The sequence below is a fragment of the Corallococcus sp. CA053C genome (assembly GCF_003611675.1).
In the GTDB taxonomy this organism is placed as follows: domain Bacteria; phylum Myxococcota; class Myxococcia; order Myxococcales; family Myxococcaceae; genus Corallococcus.
In genome coordinates this window covers 1-18,883 of the sequence record NZ_RAWA01000174.1, presented here as the reverse complement: position 1 = coordinate 18,883, position 18,883 = coordinate 1, and the positions used below count along the sequence as shown (strand labels likewise).

Here is an 18,883-nt window from a genome sequence, read left to right as displayed (position 1 = left end):
CCCCGTGGCCGCGGCTCCCGCGCCTGTCGCCGCCCCCACCGAAGCCCCCAAGCCCGACGAGGGCCGGCTCGCGCAGCAGATTGAACAGCGCTTCGCGGACATCCAGGCCAAGCGCGACCACTTCTCCGTGCTCGGTGTGCCGCAGGACGCCTCGCGCGACCAGGTGAAGGCCGCCTTCCTCAGCCTCGCCAAGGTCTTCCACCCGGACCGGCTGCCCCCGTCGCTGCCCCACCTGGCGCAGAAGATGACCTCCGTCTTCGAGTCCATCCGCGAGGCCTACGAGGTCCTCCACGACGACGCGCGCCGCAAGAGCTACCAGCAGACGCTGCAGGGCGCGCAGGCCCTGCCCAAGCCTCCGTCCGCCGCAGCCGGTGGCCGCCCCGGCGGTGCCCGCGCCGACACGAACGCGGAGGACCTCTTCAAGATGGGCGAGGTCTACTTCCGCAAGCGCGACTTCCTCGCCGCCGTGGAGCACTACGAGCGCGCGCACGCCCTGGAGCCCAAGCCCCTGTACCTGGCCGCTCGCGCCTGGGCCGTGTACATGGATCCCAGCCGCAAGGCCGACATGCCCCGCGCCAAACAGTGGATGGCGGATGCGGTGCGCCTGGACCCGAACTGTGATCGCGCCCACTACCAGCTGGGCGTCATCGCCCGGGTGGAGAACGACATGGACCGGGCCGAGCGCCACTTCCGCGAGGCGGTGCGTGCGAACCCGAAGCACCTGGAGGCGAACCAGGAGCTGCGGCTCATCGACATGCGCAAGAAGAACCCTCCCAAAAAGGGTCTCTTCCGCTGACCTGCCTGTCCTCCAGGGAAGGAACCGGACGGTTTTCCGGACAGTCCCGCCCATTGACACACCTGGAAACCGGGCCCGATGCTTGCGCCCGCGGGGCGTGCCCGCCGGATCCGCCGCCCCTCCTGTCTTGAAAGGCATGCAACGTGGCCAAGCAGCACCTGCTCCTGGTCGATGGTGACGCGAAGAGCCTGCGCGTGATGGAGGTCAGCCTGAAGAAGGCGGGCTTCTCCGTCACGACGGCGATCCACGGCAAGGACGCGCTGGAGAAGGTCCAGATCAGCCCTCCGGACCTCGTGCTGGCGGACACGAAGATGCCGGAGATGGACGGCTTCGAGCTCTGCAAGACGCTCAAGTCCGACGAGCGCTTCAAGTTCATCCCCTTCGTCTTCCTGACGAACCAGAAGTCGGTCGAGTTCAAGGTGCGCGGCCTTGAGCTGGGCGGCGACGACTACCTGACGAAGCCGATCTACATCAAAGAGATCGTCACCCGCGTGAAGATGATCCTTCAGAAGGCCGAGAAGGAACGCATCGAGAAGCGCGAGACGACCAAGGGCGGCTTCGCGGGCAGCCTCGCCGACATGGGCGTCGTGGACCTGGTCCAGACCTTCGAAATCGGCCGCAAGACGGGCGTCATCTCCATCCAGGGCGAGCGCACCGGCACCGTCTACTTCAAGGAAGGCCGCGTCGTGGACGCGGAGCTGGGCCGGCTCAAGGGCGAGAACGCCTTCTACCGGCTGCTCAACACGTTCGAAGGCCAGTTCGACGTGCAGTTCACCACGTTGGACCGACCCGAGCGCATCGAGGTCTCCACGCAGGGCCTGCTCATGGAGGGCATGCGCCGGCTCGATGAGTGGGGCCGGATGCTCGAGCAGCTCCCGCCGCTGGAGACGGTCTTCGAGATCGACTACCACCAGCTCGCGGACCGCCTGTCGGAGATCCCCGACGAGGTGAACGGCCTGCTGCGCCTGTTCGACGGCAAGCGTGCGCTGTCGCGCGTGGTGGAGGACTCGGACTTCGAGGACCTGGCCGCGCTGGGCATCATCAGCAAGCTGTACTTCGAAGGGCTGATCCGCGAGCTGGGCAACGCGCCGCTGGAGCCCGTGCAGAGCAGCAAGCCCGGCATCGAGCAGTGGCTGAACGCCGCCCCGCCCATCCCGGTGGAGGTCGCGCCCGCGGCCGCCGAACCCGAAGCCGCCCCCGCCGAGCCTGCCGAGCCCGCGGTCCCCGTCGAGGAAGCGCCCGTCGAGCCCGAAGCCGCCCCCGTGGCGGAGGTGGAGCTCTCGCTGGAGCCCGCGCCAAGCGAGCCCGTGGACGAGGTCACGCCCGTGGCGGAAGCGGTGCCCGCGCCGCACGCGGTGCAGCCCGCGCAGGTGATCATCTTCCCGCCGCGCTCGCGCCCCGGCGATGCTCCGCCCGCCTTCGGCCAGGACGCCGTGGAGCCCGTCGTCCCGCCGCTGTCGCAGGAGGGCTCGGCCTTCCTCGTGGAGCCGCCCCCGGCGCACCGTGCGGTGGATCACGCGCGGCGCAGCCTGCTGCTCGACTGGGGCCGCGTGGACACGGAGGGCCTGAGCGCCTCCAGCACCTGGGGCCCCGGCTCCGTCTGGTCACCCGCGCCCCGCGCGCCCCTCTCCCCGCAGGGCCCTGCCGCCGTGACCGCCGCGCCCGCACCGGCCGCAGCGGAGCCGCCGCTGTCGCGCGCGCCCATCTTCGGGGGCGCCGCCATCGCGCCCAGTCCGCTGGCCGCGGTGCCGCCCCCCGCGCCCGCGCCGCCCTCGTCCGAGGTCACGCTGGTCAGCAGCCTGGACGACCCCGGCCACGACGCTCCGCAGGACCTGGAGCCGATGCTGGAGGACGGAGCGGCGAGCGCGCCCCAGCAGCTCGCGCTGCCGCCGTATCCGGGCCACGGCATCGTCCCGCCCCAGGTGGGCCCCGCGAGCCTCAACGTCGAGTTCCCCGCGTCGACGCCCTTCGATGCGGCCGGGCCCGTCAGCGCTCCGGAGAACGTCGCCGAACAGGATGTGCCCGCGGCGGAGGCGTACTTCACGGAGCCGGTGGAGGAGGCCGCTCCGGCCGCGCCCGTGGTGCCTCCGCCCACGACGAACGTCGTGACGTCGCCGCCCGTGGCGAAGGGCCCCGTGGGGCCGAAGGTGCCCTCGCCCGAAGAGGACGACGCCGCGCTGAGCGCCGTGCTGAAGCCCAAGCGCACGGGCCTCTACGTCGCCGGAGGCCTGCTCCTCCTGGCGGCCGTGGCCGCGGTGGTGATCTCCCGCGGTTCGGGTGGGGAAGTGACTCCCGTGCCGCCGCCGAAGGTCGAGCAGCCCGTGGAAGCGCGCAAGCCGCCCGAGGTCCCGCCCGTGCCGGACGTCGCGCCGCCGCCCGTGAAGACCGTGCAGGACGCCCCGGTGGATGCGGGCGCCGTCCCGCCGAAGACGGTCACCACCAGCGCGGAAGTGGACGCCGGCACGCCGCCCGTGAAGGTGGTCACGCCCGAGCCCACCGTGCCTACCGAGCCCGTCGACGCGGGGCTCGCGGTCGCGCCGCCGACCACGCCCGACACCGCGCCGCCCGTCGTGGTGAAGGCCACCTACGCCGACCTGATCAAGGAAGGCCGCACGGCGATGAGCCGCAAGAGCTTCAAGGCGGCGGTGGGCGCCTACCGCAAGGCGCTCGCGCTCAACGCGGATTCGACCGAGGCCAAGGCCGGCCTGGGCATCTCGCTCGCCAACAGCAACAACATGAGCGCGGCGGGCTACCGCGAGGCGGCCAAGCTGCTCCAGGACGTGGTCCGCCAGGAGCCCAAGAACGCGAAGGCCTGGTTCTGGCTGGGCAGCTCGCTGCAATTCTCCGGTGAGGAACCCCGAGCGGCCGAGGCCTACAAGCGGTATCTGTTCCTCGAACCGACGGGAGCCTCGGCGGAAGAGGTGCGCGCGCTGCTCAAGGGGATGGGCACCTAGGCGGCAGCGGCTCTTCCGCCTTCCCGTCCCCTGCCGGAGTCGTCGTGCTCGTCCTCGGACTCGAAACCTCGTGCGATGAAACCGCCGCCGCCGTCGTGGAGGATGGCCGGCGCGTGCTGTCGGACGTCGTCTCCACGCAGGTGGACATCCACCGTCGCTGGGGCGGCGTCGTGCCGGAGCTGGCCAGCCGCAACCACATCGTCCAGGTGATGCCCGTCCTCCACGAGGCCCTCACCCGCGCGGGCAAGACGCTGGACGACATCGACCTGCTCGCCGTCACGTCCGGCCCCGGCCTCATCGGCGCGCTGCTCGTGGGGCTCCAGGTGGCCAAGGGCCTGAGCCTCGCCACCGGCAAGCCCTTCGTGGGCGCCAACCACCTGGAAGGCCACCTGCTCGCCATCCGCCTGCTGGAGGACGCGCCCGCGCCGCCGTTCCTGGGGCTGGTTGTCTCCGGCGGACACACGAGCCTCTACGAGGTGCGCGACTACGGGAACTACCGCCTCGTCGGCCGTACGCGCGACGACGCCGCGGGCGAGGCCTACGACAAGACGGCGCGCCTCCTCGGCCTGCCGTACCCGGGCGGACAGCCCATCGACGAGCTGGCGCAGAAGGGCGACCGGGAGGCCATCCGCTTCCCGCGCGCGCTGCCGGGCGACAACTTCGACGTGTCCTTCTCCGGGCTGAAGACGTCGGTGCTCCACCACATCCAGAAGCACGGCATGCCGGAGGGCCAGGCGCTCCACGACCTCTGCGCGTCCTTCCAGGAGGCGGTGGCGGACGTGCTGTCGAAGAAGCTCGTCGCCGCGGCGCGGAGGCTGGGCCACACGCAGCTGGTGCTGTGCGGCGGCGTTGCGGCGAATTCGCGGCTCCGGGCGCTGTGCAAGGAGCGCGCGGAGGAGCGCGGGCTGCGCATGTTCCTGCCCCCGGTGCGACTGTGCACGGACAATGGGGCGATGATCGCCGTCGCGGGGTATGAAGCGTGGCGCCGCGGTCTGCGCGGTGACTTCCGCCTCGCGGCCGACCCCGCCTGGCGCATGGAGTAGGGAAGGGACGGCTCCTCAGTGGAATCGCCGCGCGACATCCTCAAGCGCCACGGACTGCGCCCCAAGCACAGCTGGGGCCAGAACTTCCTCGGAGACGCGGACGCGCTCCAGTCCATCGCGGACGCGCTCGAACTGCGCGAGGGCGAACCCGTGGTGGAACTGGGCCCGGGCCTGGGCCACCTCACGCGCTTCCTCGCCGCCACCGGCGCGCAAGTGACCGCCGTGGAGCGCGACCGCGACATGGTGGCCGTGCTGGAGAAGGAGGCCATCCCCGGCGTGCGCGTGGTGTCCGGCAACGCCGCCACGGTGGACTTCGCCCAGGTGGCCGGCGTCCCCGAAATCGCGCTGGTGGGCAACCTGCCGTACCACCTGACCAGCTCCATCCTCTTCCAGGTTCTCGCGCAGCGCGCCCACATCTCGCGCGCCGTCTTCACCCTCCAGAAGGAAGTGGTGGTGCGCCTGGCCGCCGAGCCCGGCAACCGCGACTACGGGCTGCTCACGGTGCTGCTCGGCCTGCACTTCGACGTCGAAGAGGTCCTCACGCTGGAGGCGTGGCGCTTCCACCCGCCCCCGAAGGTGGACTCCGCCGTGGTACGCCTCACGCGGCTCGCCAGTCCCCGCGCGCCGCTCGTGGACGAGGCCCGCTTCACCCGGCTGGTGAAGGCCGGCTTCGCCCAGCGCCGCAAGACGTTGATCAACTCGCTCAAGTCCGACAAGGGGCTCGCGAAGCCGGATGTCCTGCTCGCCGCGCTCCAGACCGCCGGTGTGGATCCGGGCCGCCGCGCGGAGACGCTGTCCCCGGCGGAGTTCGCCGCCATCGAGCGTGCGCTCGGGCCCGTCACCGCCATGGCGCCTCCGCCTCCCGACGCGCCGGAGCCCGACTCGGAACCCGACGCGGACGACGAGTCCTAGCGTCTCAGTGCTTCTGGCCCAGCGCGGCCAGGAGCCCCCCCTGCTGGGCGAGGAAGGCGCGGAACTCGCCCTCGTCGATGCGCAGGCGCGCGAGCACCGTGCTCAGCACTTCGTCCACGGAGCCGTCCGGCCGGCGCTTCAGTTCGAAGGCCGTCTTGAGCAGCGCCACGCCGTAGAGTGGATCCACGTCCACCGGAGGTGCGGGCGGGGCCGTCGCGGGGCGTGGAGCGGGCGCGGCTTCCTCGCGCTCCACCTCGTCCACCACCGTCTTCACCCGCTGCCTGCCGCGCATCTAACCGAGCACTCCTGCTGTCCCGGCGTTCATGGGACGTGTGGGCGGGCACCGTAAGAGATGACCTGGAGCCGTGCAAGGGTGGGGTGGGCCGGCGAAAATTGCCGGATGCGCGGGAGCATGGTTGTGTTATCCGCCCCCCGCGCGCATGCGTCGCATGTGCTGTTTCCGGGGGCGGAGGCCTCGGGCCGATGGACCACCGCTACATCGTCGTCGAAGGGCCCATCGGCGTGGGCAAGACGAGCCTCGCCAACCTCCTCACGGAGCGCCTGGGCAGCCGTCGCATCCTCGAAGTGGTGGAGGAGAACCCCTTCCTCTCCAGCTTCTACGCGGACCGGCAGAAGTTCGCGTTCCAGACGCAGGTGTTCTTCCTGCTGTCGCGCTTCCGCCAGCAGCAGGAGCTCTTCCAGCAGGACCTGTTCCGCTCCGTCACGGTCAGCGACTACCTGTTCGCCAAGGACCGCATCTTCGCCAACCTCACGCTGGCGTCGGACGAGCTGGCCCTCTACGACCGCGTCTTCGAGGCGCTCGGGCCCCGCGTCACCCGGCCCGACCTGGTCATCTACCTCCAGGCCCAGCTGGACGTGCTGCTGCATCGCATCAAGAAGCGCGGCCGTGAGTTCGAACGCAAGTTCGACGCGGGCTACCTGGAGTCGCTCACGCACGCGTACAACGACTTCTTCGCCCACTACACGGACACGCCGCTCCTGGTGGTGAACACCTCGGACATCGACTTCGTCCACAACGAGGCGGACCGCGAGGAGTTGATGCAGGCCATCCAGGCGGCGAAGCCCGGCGTGCAGCATTACGTGCCGAGAGCATCCCGGCGGGCCTGACGTCAATCGCCCGCCAGGCTGTTCGTCGTGTGGGAAGCCCCACATGAGGCTCCGAGGGCGTTAGAGTGCACCTTCGTGGCGTCCTTGGCCTCCGGCGATCCCCTTGGGGACGGCGAGGGGTCCGGGGTTCCACGAGGCCGTCCCACCCGTCTCCACAGGAGGTGAACCGTGAAGGACAAGGTCACCATCCACACGCTGAAGCGCCTGAAGCAGTCCGGTCAGAAGATCTGCATGGTCACCGCGTACGACGCGACGTTCGCGCGCATCCTCGACGAGGGTGGGGCGGACGTGCTGCTGGTCGGTGACTCGCTCGGCATGGTCATCCAGGGCCAGGAGTCCACGCTGCCGGTGACGATGGACCAGATGGTCTACCACTCGGCCGCGGTGAGCCGGGGCGCGAAGCGGGCGCACGTGGTGGGCGACCTGCCGTTCATGAGCTACCAGGTGTCGCCGCACGAAGCGGTGCGCAACGCCGGCCGGCTCGTCGCCGAAGGCAACGTGGGCAGCGTGAAGCTGGAGGGCGGCGCCGAGTTCGCCGACACCGTGCGCGCCATCGTCCGCGCCAGCATCCCCGTCATGGGCCACCTGGGGCTGACGCCGCAGTCGGTGCACAAGATGGGCGGCTATGTGGTGCAGGGCCGCGACGAGGACGCCGCGCGCCGCATGCTGGACGACGCGCTCGCGCTAGAGGAGGCCGGTGCGTACGCGCTGGTGCTGGAGGGCGTGCCGCTGGAGCTGGCGCGCACCATCACGCAGAGCCTGAAGATTCCCACCATCGGCATCGGCGCGGGCAAGCACTGCGACGGGCAGGTGCTGGTCTGCTACGACCTCCTGGGCATGAACCCGGACTTCAAGCCGAAGTTCGTCAAGCGCTTCGCCAACCTCCACGGCAACATCACGGAAGCGGCGGGCGCGTTCTTCTCCGAGGTCCGCGGGGGCACGTTCCCCGACGATGACCACAGCTTCAAGGCGAACAAGAACGTCCGCCTCGTGGCCGCCACGCCCGTGGGCCCGGAGGCGGAGGTGCTCGTCGAGGGCGCGGAGAAGGTCGGCGCCATCTACGGGGCGCCGGTCTAGCCATGGCCCCCCGCGTCCTGCGCACCGTGCCAGAGGTGAAGGCCTGGGTGGAGACCCTCCAGAAGGAGGGCCGTCGCCTGGCGCTCGTGCCCACCATGGGTTTCCTCCATGAGGGCCACGTCTCGCTCATGCGGGAGGGCGGCCGGCGCGCGGACGTGGTGGCCGCTTCCATCTTCGTGAACCCCACGCAGTTCGGCCCCCGCGAGGACCTCGCGCGCTATCCGCGCGACTTCGAGGGGGACCTGGGCCGGTGCGCGAGCGCGGGCGTGGAGGCCGTGTTCGCCCCGGAGCCCGCGGTGATGTACCCGCCCGGCTACCAGACCTACGTGGACGTCACCGACGTCAGCCAGGGCCTGTGCGGTGAGCGCCGTCCCGGCCACTTCCGGGGCGTCGCCACCATCGTCACGCAGCTCCTGGCGCTGTTCCGGCCCGCCGTGGCGCTCTTCGGTGAGAAGGACTACCAGCAGCTCCAGGTCATCCGCGCGCTCAACCGCGACCTGCACCTGGGCGCGGACATCGTGGGCATGCCCACGGTGCGCGAAGCGGACGGGCTCGCGATGAGCAGCCGCAACGCCTACCTGTCCGCCGACGAGCGGCAGCGGGCGCTCTCCCTGTCGAAGGGCCTGCGAGCGGCCCAGGCCCTGCTCGCCTCCGGCACCCGGGACACGGGAGCGCTCGTGGAGGCGGTCCGCCGGGAGCTCCAGGCGGCCGACCTGCGCGAGGACTATGTGGAGGTGCGGGACGCGGAGCGGCTGACGTCCCTTGCCACGGTGGCGCCGGGGCAGACGGCGCGCGTGCTGGTGGCCGCCTTCTGCGGCGCCACGCGGCTCATCGACAACATGGCCCTGGCCGGTTAGGAGACTCGGGACACGTTATGGCCGGAAAGCCGAAGGGTGTGGGTGCGGAGCCGGGGGTGAAGCTCATTGCCGAGAACCGGCGTGCGCGCTTCGACTACACGGTGGACGAGAAGGTCGAGGCCGGGCTGGAGCTGACCGGGAGCGAGGTGAAGTCGTTGCGTGACGGCATCGCCAACCTGTCGGACTCCTACGCGCTGCAGAAGGGCAATGAGCTGTTCCTGCTCAACGCCCACATCGGCTCCTACAAGGCGGCGAGTGTGTTCGACCACCTCCCCACCCGGGGCCGCAAGCTGTTGATGCACCGGTCGGAGATCGACCGTTGGACGGCGAAGGTACGCGAGCGCGGTTACTCCATCATCCCGCTCGTGCTGTACTTCAGGAAGGGACGGGCCAAGGTGGAACTGGGCCTGTGCCGCGGCAAGACGCACGAAGATCGCCGCCACGACATCAAGGAACGGGAGACGAAGCGGGAGATGGACCGGGAAGTGCGCCGTCGTTGAAGGGCGCGCCCGCAATTCCCCGCCGGACAGGCTGGAATGGACAAGAAGGTTTCCGACAAGAAGGAGCGGCTGCTGGCCGCGCTGGATCAGGGGATGGTGATGATCCACCTGGACGCGCGCCGCCCCGGCGTGCTCGTCCCCGCCAGCCTCCGAGGCGAAGCACATCTGCGTCTCAACCTCTCCTACCGCTTCGAGCCGCCCGACCTCACGGTGGGCGAGTGGGGCGTGCGCTCCACGTTGAGCTTCTCCGGCTCGCGCTTCACGGTGGCGGTGCCCTGGTCGGCGCTGTTCGCCATCGCCAGCCACGTGACGAAGGAGTTCTGGATGTACCCGGAGGAGATGCCGCCGGAGCTGCTCCAGCAGCCCCCCGTGGCGTCCGCCTCCGTGTCGCGGCCGCCGCAGCCCGCGCCGGTGCCCATGCCCGTCGCCGCCGAGCGGCCCCGCGCGTTCCTGCGCGAGGTCCAGAGCGAGCGCTCCGACGAGCCGGAGACGCAGCCGCGCCCCGCGGAGGTGCCGTCACCGGCCGCCGCCGAAAGCGGCCCGGGCAGCCCGCCCGAAGAGCCGCAGCCGCCGCGCCGCGGAGGGCACCTGCGGCTGGTGAAGTAGGGCGGTCCTCCCGGGAAGGGGAGGACCGGGCCGGACGTCAGCGCTGGAGCTCCGCGTCGACGTCCGCCTTCATGCCGCCCATGAACGAGCCCGTCCACGCGCGATAGCCCCGGAGCTTGAGCTGCACGGGGATGGAGCGGGCCGGGTAGACGTTGTCCATCACCAGCGGCGTCACGCCCACGTCCACGCCATCCACCGTCACCCGCGCGCCGGAAGGCTCGCTGCGGATGGACAGCACCCCCGTCTGGCCGCCGTTGAGGGCGTGCAGGACCTGGGCTTCAAAGCGGGGCCACAGGAACAGCACGCCCCCCGCGAGCGCCGTGACGACAGCGAACAGCGCCACCACGGGACCCCAGCGCCGACGAGGACGGGGAGGCGGGGCCGGCGGCTCCAGCTCCCACGACGTGCCCTCCGGCCGGGGCCCGCGCTCCTCCAGCTCCAGGTCGCCCGAGGACGCCTGATGGATATTGGGCCGCGCCAGACGCCCGGCATCCTCCACGTCCGCGAGCGACTGCGTGGCCAGTGACGGCGCCGCGCTGTCCGCCACAGGGGCGGGTTTCCGCGAAGGGGGCCCAGAGGGCGCAGCACGCACGGCCCCAGCGGGAGCGCCGTGGCCCGAAGCGCGTGCCGTGGCAGCCGCCTCCCCGGGACGGGGCCCCCGCGCCACCACCGGGCCCAGGACGGTCGGGGTCTCGGCCGCGGAGCTCCACGACGCGGACGCCCGCGCGGCAGGCCCCTGCGTGCAGGCCTCACAGGGGGCTCCGGGTGACTCCAGGGCCGCGCCGCACCGGGCGCAGGCGTGGACCACCTCGCCGGAGGCGGACAGCGCCACGCCGCCGGGACTCGGGCTCCATGGCTCCTCTTCCTCGCCTCCCACGGGCACGGACGCGGCCCCCGGGAGCTTCCACGACGGCACGGGCTCTCCGCGCGCGGAGGACGGCGGCGCCGCGCCGAAGAGGGACGTCCGTGTTCCGGAGGGTGCATCGGCGGACCCGGGAGGCCCGCCAGACGTCACGAACGACACGGCGGGCGCCGCGGCGTTCTCCTGGGCGGCGACCCGCGCCAGGTCTCCCACGGACGGGGGCAGCCGCACCCCGCGCAGGAACGTGGCCAGCGCGTGCGACGACGCGGGCTCACCCGTCTGCGCGAGCCAGCGCGCGAGCGCCTCGGACACGTCCTCCGGCTGCGCGAAGCGGCCCTGCGGCTCGCGCGACAGCATGCGCAGCACCAGGGTGGCCAGCGACGCCGGCACGTCCGGCAGCGACGCGGGGGCGCGGTTGAGGATGGCGTAGGCCACCGCCATCGGCTCCACCGCGGGACCGAAGGGGTGCTGCCCGGCGAGCAGCTCCGACAGGATGATGCCCAGCGAGAACTGGTCGCTCAGCGCCGTGGCCGGCTCGCCCCGGAGGACCTCCGGCGCCGCGTAGGGCACCTTGCCCTTGAAGGCCCCGGGCTCCGTGCGCGACAGGCCCTCCAGCCGCGCGATGCCGAAGTCGGTGACCTTCACCTCGCCCTCGCGCGACACCAGCAGGTTGGAGGGGGACACGTCCCGGTGCGCCGTCATCACCGGCCGGCCCTCGTCCTGGCGCCGGTACGCATGCAGCAGCCCCGCCTGGGCCTGGCTCGCGATGAACACCGCCAGGTGCGGCGGGATGCGCAGCCCCTGTCGCGCCACCGCGCGCAGGAGGGCTCCCAGGTCCCAGCCGTCCACCAGCTCCATCACCAGGAAGAGGCCTTCGGCGCCTTCTCCCACGTCGTGCACGGTGACGATGTTCTGGTGCTGCAGCAGCATGGCCAGCCGCGCCTCCGCGACGAACATGCTCGCGATGCCCGGCTCGCGCGCCAGGTGCGGCAGCACGCGCTTGATGGCCACGGTGCGCTCGAAGCCCTCCGCGCCCTTCGCCACCCCCAGGAACAGCTCCGCCATGCCTCCCGTGGCCAGCGGTTGCAGCAGCCGATAGCGCGAAGTCACGAGGTCCTCCAAGGGGCCTGGAGCGTCAGCCCTGCGCCTGGGTCAGGTCGCGCAGGTGCTTCCACGGGTAGATGCCGGTGTTGTGCTGGTCGCTGAACACGAACGCGAGCGCGTAGTTGCCCACGGGTTGCATCTGCAACACGCGCAGGTTCGCGGGCACCTGCGCGGGGTCCAACGTGCGCTTGGCCGTCCACTCGTCCACGCACGCGGCGCACGGGCACTGCTGGCGCAGCACCTGCGCCGTGGCGGTCGTCGTCACGCCGTCGTCCCACGTCAGCGTCAGCGACTCCCCGTCGGGGGACAGCTTTGCATCCGTCGCGCTGATGGGTTTGGGCGCGGGCTTGATGCGGTCCCAGAAGTTGCTCACGGTCCACCTTCCAGAGTCTTGGGCACAGCAGGCCCCTCCCTACCATCCTTCCGGCGGGGCGGGGGACGTCCCGCGCGCGCCGGTCGGAAGCATTGGGGAGGGGGCGCGCTCAGGACGCCAGCTTGACCGGCTGCCGGTGGCCTTCCAGCCGTACGCCGCGCTGGGCGAGCACCGCGCGCAGGGCCACCACCACCCGGGGATCCAGCTGCGCGCCGCTCAGGTTGTCCAGGATCTCCATCGCCTTCTCCAGCGGCATGGCCTTCTGGTACGGGCGCGTGGAGGTGCACGCGTCGAAGGTGTCCGCGCACGCCACGATGCGCGCGAGCAGCGGGATGGCCTCTCCCTTGAGCTTGTCCGGGTAGCCCGTGCCGTCCCAGCGCTCGTGGTGGTGGCGCACGCACGCGCGCACCGGGCCCAGGAACGTCACCGGTCCGATGATGGCGTCGCCAATGGCGGGGTGCTCGCGCATCGTCGCCATCTCCTGGTCCGTCAGTCGCGACTGCTTGGTGAGGATGGACTCCACGATGCCAATCTTCCCGATGTCGTGGAGGATGCCGCCGTACTGCAGCTGGCGCAGCTCGCGCTCGGTGAGCTTCAGCTCCTTGCCGATCTCCACCGCCACGTCGCCCACCCGCTGGCTGTGGCCGCGCGTGTACGCGTCCTTGGAGTCGATGGAGTTGGCCAGCGCGACGATGGTCTCCAGGTAGCCCTTCTCCAAGCTCTCGTAGAGGCCGCGCGTCTCCATGTCGTACGCGAGCAGCTGCTTGCTCATGTAGTTGAACGTCTGGGCCAGCTCCCCCAGCTCGTTCTTCTGCTTGAGGTTCACCTCCACGCCGAACTTGCCGCGCGCCAGCTCCAGCGACGTCGCGATGAACGTCTTCAAGGGCTGCGTGAGGTTGCGGGAGAAGATGGACGCCAGCACGAGCGCCACCAGGATGGCGCCCCCCAGCCCCAGCAGGATGCGCCGCTCCATCGTCTCCACCTGGCGGTAGGCGTGCTCCACCGGCTGCTCGGACACGATGGCCCAGCCAGCCTCCGGCAACACCGAGTACGCGGACACCACCGCCTGGCGCCCCTCGCCGAAGTTGCCCACGTGGAACAGCTCCGTGTCGGGCGAACCCTCGCGCTGCTTGAGCAGGTGCGCCAGCGGCGGCCGCTTCGACACGTCCTCGCCCACGGCGCCCAGGTCCCCGCCGCCGGTGATGAGCCGCCCGTTCCGGTCCGCCAGGTACGCGAACCCCGTGCTGCCCACGCGCTCCTGCGCCAGCATCTGCCGCAGGCCCGCGAGCGTCAGGTCCGCCGCCATGTAGCCCTGCACGGGGTCACCCACCGGGAACGCCAGCGTCACCACCGGGCCGCCGCCGCCCGGGGACGCCACCACGTCCGAATAGCGCACCCCCGTGAGCCCCGCGTTGAGCAGCGCCCGCGCGCGCTCCTCGTGCTCGGCCACCGCGCTGGGCGCCATGTCGTGCACCGCGAAGGCCTGCAGCCCGGGCTGTCGCTGCTTGTCCGCGCCGAACACGGTGAGGGCCAGCACCTCCTGGCGCTGGTTGAGCACCGCCGCGATGTGCGAGCGCTGCGTGTCGCGCGGCAGGGTGAAGAACCCGCCCGGCACGCTGGACAGGCCCACCACCATCTCCGTGGGGTCCTCCAGGAAGCTCTCGGCCTTGAGCCGCAGCTGCTTCACGCGCTCCTGCGCCAGCTCCTGCGCGTCGCGGATCAGCAGCTCGCGCGTATGGGACACCGACAACCAGCCCACCATCACCGTGGGGATGATGCTGACCACCAGCATCAGCAGGAGGATGGCTTTGAAAAGACGCACGGGTGGTGCTCCTCACGGACTGGCTACTTCTGCCAGCCGTCCTTCACCTTGACGTTGAGTTCGAGCGCGTCCGCGGCCAGCTCGAAGCGCCGCGGCGCGGAAGGGACGGACCGGCCCTGGTCCGGGCTCACCGCCGTCACCGTCCAGCGGTAGCGGCCCGCGGGCAGCGCCGGCAGCGCCCATTGCCGCGCCCCCATCACCGCGCGCATCGGCGCCGCGGGCTCCGCGCCCGCCTCCGCCGCCGCCTCCGGAACCACCTCCACCTCATACCGCGTGGCGCCCTCCACCGAGGCCCACGTCAGCGTCACCGGGCCCAGCAGCCCGGCCGCCGTCGGCTTCAGCGTGAAGCGGAACTTGTCCGTGGGCTGCAATGGCTGGGGCGCGGTGGGCGGCTCCGGCAGGACGGTGCCCTGCTGCACCCTCACGGACTCGCCCCGCGCGAGGATGCGGGTGGCGTGCTGGGCCTCCACGGTGACGGGCGGCCCCTGGCGGTGGGTGACGGTGGTGGTGCCGCCGTCGTGGTCCACCTCCACCGTGAAGTTGGACGGCTGGGGCGGGTTGAGCAGCGCCCAGGCCTCGTCCGCCTTGTGCAGCGCGTCCGCGTAACGCGCCTCGCGGAAGTGCGCCTCCGCGTCCTTCAGGCGGACCTCGGCCTCACGGCGCCGCGCGTCGTCCGGAGCGGCCTTCAGCGCCGCGCGCGACATCTCCATCGCCTTGCGCGCCGTCTGCGGCTCCGCGCCCGGCGACTTCGGCGGGGACGCGGACGTGGTGGCCGCCAGGAGGGGCGAGCCCTCCGAGGGCCCGCGTTCCACCACCGCCGGCGCCGAGGGCACCACGGTCAGACCCATCCATGCACTGAGCCAGAGGGCGGCCTTCATTGGAACTCGATCTTCCTGCCAGCCCGAACCGTGGCGGACGGAGTAGTGACGGACAGCGACTGGGTGGCCGGCTTCTCCAACGTGGCGTCCACCCTTCCGCGCAGGACGGTGACGTCCGTGCGGAGCTTGCTCTCCGCGATTCCCACCAGGGAATCGCCCCCCAGGTGCACCGTGCTTCCGTTGGCGAACACCACCTGGGCGCTCGCTCCGGACTCGGTACGCACCTTGTCGTTCTCGTACAGCGGCAACTCGTCCCGCGCGGCGCTCCACTCGTCGGCGACCGCACGCTTGATCTGCACGTCCCCCGACAGGCCCCGCAGGTGCGCGCGGGGCACCGGAGGGGGAAGGGGCGCCTCGGCGGGCCCACGTGGCTTCTCGTCGGCCGTGCAGCCGGGAGGAAGGGTCGCCAGTGCGACCATGAACAGCAGGGGGGGCCAGCGTCGTCCGTTCACGAGAGGGGGCTTTCCGTGGGACGTCAGTCTAACCGCAAACGGGCGCGGGGAGGGGGGGCCCCCGGTGCCGGCCGGAGACCGCCTGCCTCGCCTGCCTAGTCCAGCCGGCGGTGCTCCAGGCACGGCAGGTTGCGCCGGATGCGCGCCTGCAGCTCCGGGTCCACCGGCGCCACCGCCAGCCCCTCGCCCTCGGAGGCGCGCGCCGTCACCAGCCCCCAGGGGTCCACCACCATCGCGTGCCCGTACGTCAGCCGCTGGGCGGAGTGCCTGCCGCCCTGGGCTGGCGCCAGCACGTACGCCTGGTTCTCGATGGCCCGGGCCCGGAGCAGCACCTCCCAGTGGTCCTTGCCGGTCATCATCGTGAAGGCCGCCGGCACCGCCAGCAGCGTCGCCCCGTCCTTCGACAGCCGCCGGTACAGCTCCGGGAAGCGCAGGTCGTAGCAGACGCTCATGCCCAGCCGGCCCACCGCCGTGTCCACCGCCACCACCTCCGTCCCCGGCGCCACCGCCGCGGACTCCTGGTAGGTGGCACCATCCCCCACATCCACGTCGAACAGGTGCATCTTCCGGTAGACGGCCAGCCGCGCGCCGTCCGGGCCGAACAGGACGCTGGTGTTGTAGAGCCGCCCACCGGGCGCGCCCGCTTCCAGGATGGAGCCGGACAGCAGGGTGAGCTTCGTCTCCCGGGCCAGGTCCGCCATCCGGCTCAGCGTGGGCCCGTCCAGGCCCTCCGCGGCGCCGTGGCGCTCGGGCTCCGGTCCCATCCAGGAGAAGTTCTCCGGCAGACCCACCAGGCGGGCTCCCAGGCCAGCAGCCTGGCGCACGAGGCGGGTCGCCACGTCCAGGTTGTGGGCCTTGTCCGCGGTGGACACCATCTGGGCGGCGGCGATGAGGTGCATGGCGGCCGTTATAACGCCGCTCCAGTCCGCGAACCCCTGGGAATCCTTCGTTCCAGGGGGGCGTTGACCAGGAGCCTCGGGGTGTGTCCTTCCTTTACACCCCGAGGGGGCGTGTGTTACGGACGCCCCGACATTTTTCGAAGCATCACATCGAAAAGTGGGCCGCCGTGCCCGCTTTTCGTGTTTTTGGAGACCTGCATCCCGGTTATGGAGTCGAAGAACATCAAACAGACGGTGGAGGAACAGGCGGCGACGCTGCTCGACCCCATCGTGGCGAACGAAGGCCTGGAGCTGGTGGACCTGGAGTACGTCCGCGAGCGCGAGGGCTGGGTGTTGCGGTTGTTCATCGACAAGCCGGGTGGCCGGGTGGGTCTGGAGGAGTGCTCCCAGGTGTCGCGCGCCGTGGATCCGGTGCTCGACGTGGAGGACTTCATCCCCCAGGAATACAGCCTGGAGGTCTCCAGCCCCGGGGTGAACCGGCCGCTCAAGAAGCCGGTGCACTTCGAACGGGTGAAGGGGCAGAAGGTCAAGGTGAAGACCTTCGGTCCGTTGGGCGACCCTCCGCGGAAGAACTTCAGCGGAACGCTCACCGACGTGGCGGCCGACGCCATTTCCGTGGACGTGGAAGGGGGCGGCAACTTCCGCATCCCCTTCAAGGACATCGCCAAGGCCAATCTGGAGTTCGAGTTCTAGACGTCGACATACAGGGGACCCTGATCGCGCCAGGGCCGCCCGTGGACCCATTTTAGGAGAACGTCATGGCAACGCCAGCCAACCCGGCCGTCAACCTCAACCTCGTCCTGGATCAGGTCGCCAAGGACAAGGGCATCGAGCGGGCTGTGCTCATCGCGACCCTCGAGGACGCGATGAAGACCGCGGCCAAGAAGCACTTTGGCCAGGACCGCAACCTCGAGGCCAAGTACGACCCGGACAAGGGCGTGGTGGAGCTGTTCCAGGCCATCACCGTCGTCGAGGAGATCGTGGATCCGGTCCAGGCCGTGAACCAGATCTCCATGGCGGAGGCCCACAAGAAGGGCATGGAAGTGGAAGCCGACGACGAGCTCGTCTTCCAGATCTTCTACCGTGACGAGGACGCCGCGGAGGCCAAGGCCCAGGACGACCAGTACGGGGACATCCTCCGGCTGAAGACCTTCCGCCGCGGCTTCGGCCGCATCGCGGCCCAGACGGCCAAGCAGGTCATCCTCCAGCGCACGCGGGACGCCGAGCGCGAGAACGTCTTCAACGAGTACCGCGACCGCAAGAACGAGATCGTCACGGGCATCGCCCGCCGGTTCGAGCGCGGCAACATCGTGGTGGACCTGGGCCGCGCGGAGGCCGTGCTGCCCGTGCGCGAGCAGGTCCCGCGTGAGACCTACCGTCCCGGCGACCGCGTCCAGGCCTACGTGCTGGACGTGCTCCGTGAGTCCAAGGGCCCGCAGATCGTCCTGTCGCGTGCGTCCGTGAACCTGCTCACCAAGCTCTTCGAGATGGAGGTGCCGGAGATCGCCGAAGGCATCGTCGTCATCGAGGCGGCGGCCCGTGAGCCCGGTGGCCGCGCGAAGATCGCCGTGTCCAGCCGCGACTCGGACGTGGACCCGGTGGGCGCGTGCGTCGGCATGAAGGGCAGCCGCGTGCAGGCGGTGGTGCAGGAGCTGCGCGGGGAGAAGATCGACATCGTCCCCTACGACGAGGACCCGGCGCGCTTCGTGTGCTCGGCCCTGGCCCCCGCGGAGGTCAGCCGCGTCATCATCGACGAGGCGAACCACGCCATGGAGCTCATCGTCCCGGACGACCAGCTCTCGCTCGCCATCGGTCGGCGCGGGCAGAACGTGCGCCTGGCCGCCCAGCTGACCGGCTGGAAGCTGGACATCAACAGCGAGAGCCGCGTGCGCGAGATGCGCGAGTTCGCGAGCCGCTCGCTGGGAGCGCTGCCCGGCGTCAACGAGATGCTGGTGGAGACGCTCTACGCGCACGGCTTCCGCCAGGCGCGGGACGTGGCGGACGCGAACGCGGAGATGCTGTCGCAGATCCCCGGCATCGACCCCGCCCGCATCCCCTCCATGCAGGAGGAGGCGCGCAAGCGCATGGTCGAGGACCAGCAGGAGCTGTCGCGCATGGACCACGAGCGCGAGCAGGCCCGGCTGGCCGAGGCCCGCCGCCACCCGGACGAGCTGTCCCAGCCGGAACGCATGGCGCGCGTGCGCGGCGTCGGTGAGAAGACCATTGAGCAGCTCATCCTCGCCGGCTACCGCACGGTGGAGGACATCGCGAACGAGAAGGACCTCACCCGCCTGGGCGACGTGCCAGGGGTAGGCATCAAGAAGGCCCGCCAGCTCAAGAGCGCGGCGGAGAACTACCTGGTGGAGGAGGCCAAGCTCCGCACGGAGTTGAACGCGGAGAGGAGCCTGCTGGCGTCAGCCGGCGGCTCGGAGGGCGTGGAAGCGGCCAAGGCACCGTAAGCTCCAGGGGGACGGGGACATGCGCCGCGCAACGAAACGGCCTGGGACACATCCGACGGAAATCACGATGTCAGGTCCGGTCAGGACCTGCGTCGGGTGCGGTTCGCGCAAGGCACAGGCGGAACTCACCCGGTTCGTGGTAGGTCCCCAGGGCGGCGTGG

18 protein-coding genes are annotated in these 18,883 nt (G+C 71.0%); 11 read left to right on the top strand and 7 right to left on the bottom strand.

Translation table 11 applies throughout. The annotated features are described in order from the left end of the window. The 4 genes from D7V97_RS22500 to rsmA all read left to right on the top strand — a co-directional run. Window positions 1-796, top strand: a 796-nt coding sequence (locus tag D7V97_RS22500; protein ID WP_120612714.1) for a J domain-containing protein, incomplete at its 5' end; no start/stop codon positions are given. 143 nt (window positions 797-939) lie between these two features. Further along, window positions 940-3,750 carry a DUF4388 domain-containing protein gene (locus tag D7V97_RS22495; protein ID WP_120612712.1) on the top strand — a complete coding sequence of 937 codons (2,811 nt, stop codon included), beginning with the start codon at window positions 940-942 and terminating at the stop codon, window positions 3,748-3,750. A 44-nt stretch (window positions 3,751-3,794) separates the two neighbouring features. After that, window positions 3,795-4,793 (top strand): tRNA (adenosine(37)-N6)-threonylcarbamoyltransferase complex transferase subunit TsaD, encoded by a 999-nt coding sequence (gene tsaD / locus D7V97_RS22490; protein WP_120612711.1) that lies wholly within the window; start codon window positions 3,795-3,797, stop codon window positions 4,791-4,793. 18 nt (window positions 4,794-4,811) lie between these two features. Further along, window positions 4,812-5,705 carry a 16S rRNA (adenine(1518)-N(6)/adenine(1519)-N(6))-dimethyltransferase RsmA gene (gene rsmA / locus D7V97_RS22485; RefSeq protein WP_120612710.1) on the top strand — a complete coding sequence of 298 codons (894 nt, stop codon included), beginning with the start codon at window positions 4,812-4,814 and terminating at the stop codon, window positions 5,703-5,705. Between the two features lie 4 nt (window positions 5,706-5,709). Here the strand turns inward: rsmA and D7V97_RS22480 are convergent, their stop codons facing one another. Continuing rightward, window positions 5,710-5,997 (bottom strand): hypothetical protein, encoded by a 288-nt coding sequence (locus tag D7V97_RS22480; protein ID WP_120612709.1) that lies wholly within the window; start codon window positions 5,995-5,997, stop codon window positions 5,710-5,712. A 191-nt stretch (window positions 5,998-6,188) separates the two neighbouring features. On the opposite strand from D7V97_RS22480, the gene D7V97_RS22475 reads away from it, so the two are divergent. The 5 genes from D7V97_RS22475 (at window position 6,189) to D7V97_RS22455 (ending at window position 9,873) form a co-directional block, all read left to right on the top strand. Further along, window positions 6,189-6,833 (top strand): deoxynucleoside kinase, encoded by a 645-nt coding sequence (locus D7V97_RS22475; protein WP_120612708.1) that lies wholly within the window; start codon window positions 6,189-6,191, stop codon window positions 6,831-6,833. Window positions 6,834-7,001: 168 nt separating this feature from the next. Further along, complete coding sequence (gene panB, locus D7V97_RS22470) at window positions 7,002-7,910, top strand: 3-methyl-2-oxobutanoate hydroxymethyltransferase (RefSeq protein WP_120612707.1); 909 nt, start codon at window positions 7,002-7,004, stop codon at window positions 7,908-7,910. 2 nt (window positions 7,911-7,912) lie between these two features. Continuing rightward, window positions 7,913-8,767, top strand: coding sequence for a pantoate--beta-alanine ligase (panC, locus tag D7V97_RS22465; protein WP_120612706.1), 855 nt, complete (start codon window positions 7,913-7,915; stop codon window positions 8,765-8,767). Window positions 8,768-8,784: 17 nt separating this feature from the next. Further along, on the top strand, window positions 8,785-9,267 hold the full coding sequence (gene smpB, locus D7V97_RS22460; RefSeq protein WP_120612705.1) for an SsrA-binding protein SmpB: 483 nt from the start codon (window positions 8,785-8,787) through the stop codon (window positions 9,265-9,267). A 36-nt stretch (window positions 9,268-9,303) separates the two neighbouring features. Further along, window positions 9,304-9,873: a ClpXP protease specificity-enhancing factor SspB gene (locus tag D7V97_RS22455; protein ID WP_120612704.1), complete on the top strand. Its 570-nt coding sequence runs from the start codon at window positions 9,304-9,306 to the stop codon at window positions 9,871-9,873. Window positions 9,874-9,910: 37 nt separating this feature from the next. Here D7V97_RS22455 and D7V97_RS22450 read toward each other — a convergent pair whose 3' ends face one another. The 6 genes from D7V97_RS22450 to D7V97_RS22425 form a co-directional block, all read right to left on the bottom strand. After that, the gene (locus tag D7V97_RS22450) at window positions 9,911-11,845 is read right to left on the bottom strand and encodes a serine/threonine-protein kinase (RefSeq protein WP_120612713.1); all 1,935 of its coding nucleotides are present in this window, start codon (window positions 11,843-11,845) and stop codon (window positions 9,911-9,913) included. A 25-nt stretch (window positions 11,846-11,870) separates the two neighbouring features. Next, the gene (locus D7V97_RS22445; protein ID WP_120612703.1) at window positions 11,871-12,212 is read right to left on the bottom strand and encodes a DUF971 domain-containing protein; all 342 of its coding nucleotides are present in this window, start codon (window positions 12,210-12,212) and stop codon (window positions 11,871-11,873) included. A 109-nt stretch (window positions 12,213-12,321) separates the two neighbouring features. Next, window positions 12,322-14,034: an HD domain-containing phosphohydrolase gene (locus D7V97_RS22440; RefSeq protein ID WP_120612702.1), complete on the bottom strand. Its 1,713-nt coding sequence runs from the start codon at window positions 14,032-14,034 to the stop codon at window positions 12,322-12,324. Window positions 14,035-14,057: 23 nt separating this feature from the next. Further along, entirely contained in the window at window positions 14,058-14,912 is an 855-nt protein-coding gene (locus tag D7V97_RS22435; RefSeq protein ID WP_120612701.1) for a peptidoglycan-binding protein LysM, read from the bottom strand. Continuing rightward, window positions 14,909-15,364 (bottom strand): FecR family protein, encoded by a 456-nt coding sequence (locus D7V97_RS22430; protein ID WP_120612700.1) that lies wholly within the window; start codon window positions 15,362-15,364, stop codon window positions 14,909-14,911. Before D7V97_RS22430 ends, D7V97_RS22435 begins: the two co-directional genes overlap by 4 nt. Window positions 15,365-15,459: 95 nt before the next feature. Next, window positions 15,460-16,263, bottom strand: a complete 804-nt coding sequence (locus tag D7V97_RS22425; protein ID WP_120612699.1) for a carbon-nitrogen hydrolase family protein — start codon at window positions 16,261-16,263, stop codon at window positions 15,460-15,462. Window positions 16,264-16,470: 207 nt separating this feature from the next. Between D7V97_RS22425 and rimP the strand changes: the two genes are divergently transcribed. Beyond that, the gene (rimP, locus tag D7V97_RS22420) at window positions 16,471-16,956 is read left to right on the top strand and encodes a ribosome maturation factor RimP (RefSeq protein WP_120612698.1); all 486 of its coding nucleotides are present in this window, start codon (window positions 16,471-16,473) and stop codon (window positions 16,954-16,956) included. Window positions 16,957-17,021: 65 nt separating this feature from the next. Further along, window positions 17,022-18,722, top strand: coding sequence for a transcription termination factor NusA (nusA, locus tag D7V97_RS22415; protein WP_120612697.1), 1,701 nt, complete (start codon window positions 17,022-17,024; stop codon window positions 18,720-18,722). Window positions 18,723-18,883 lie beyond the last annotated feature (161 nt).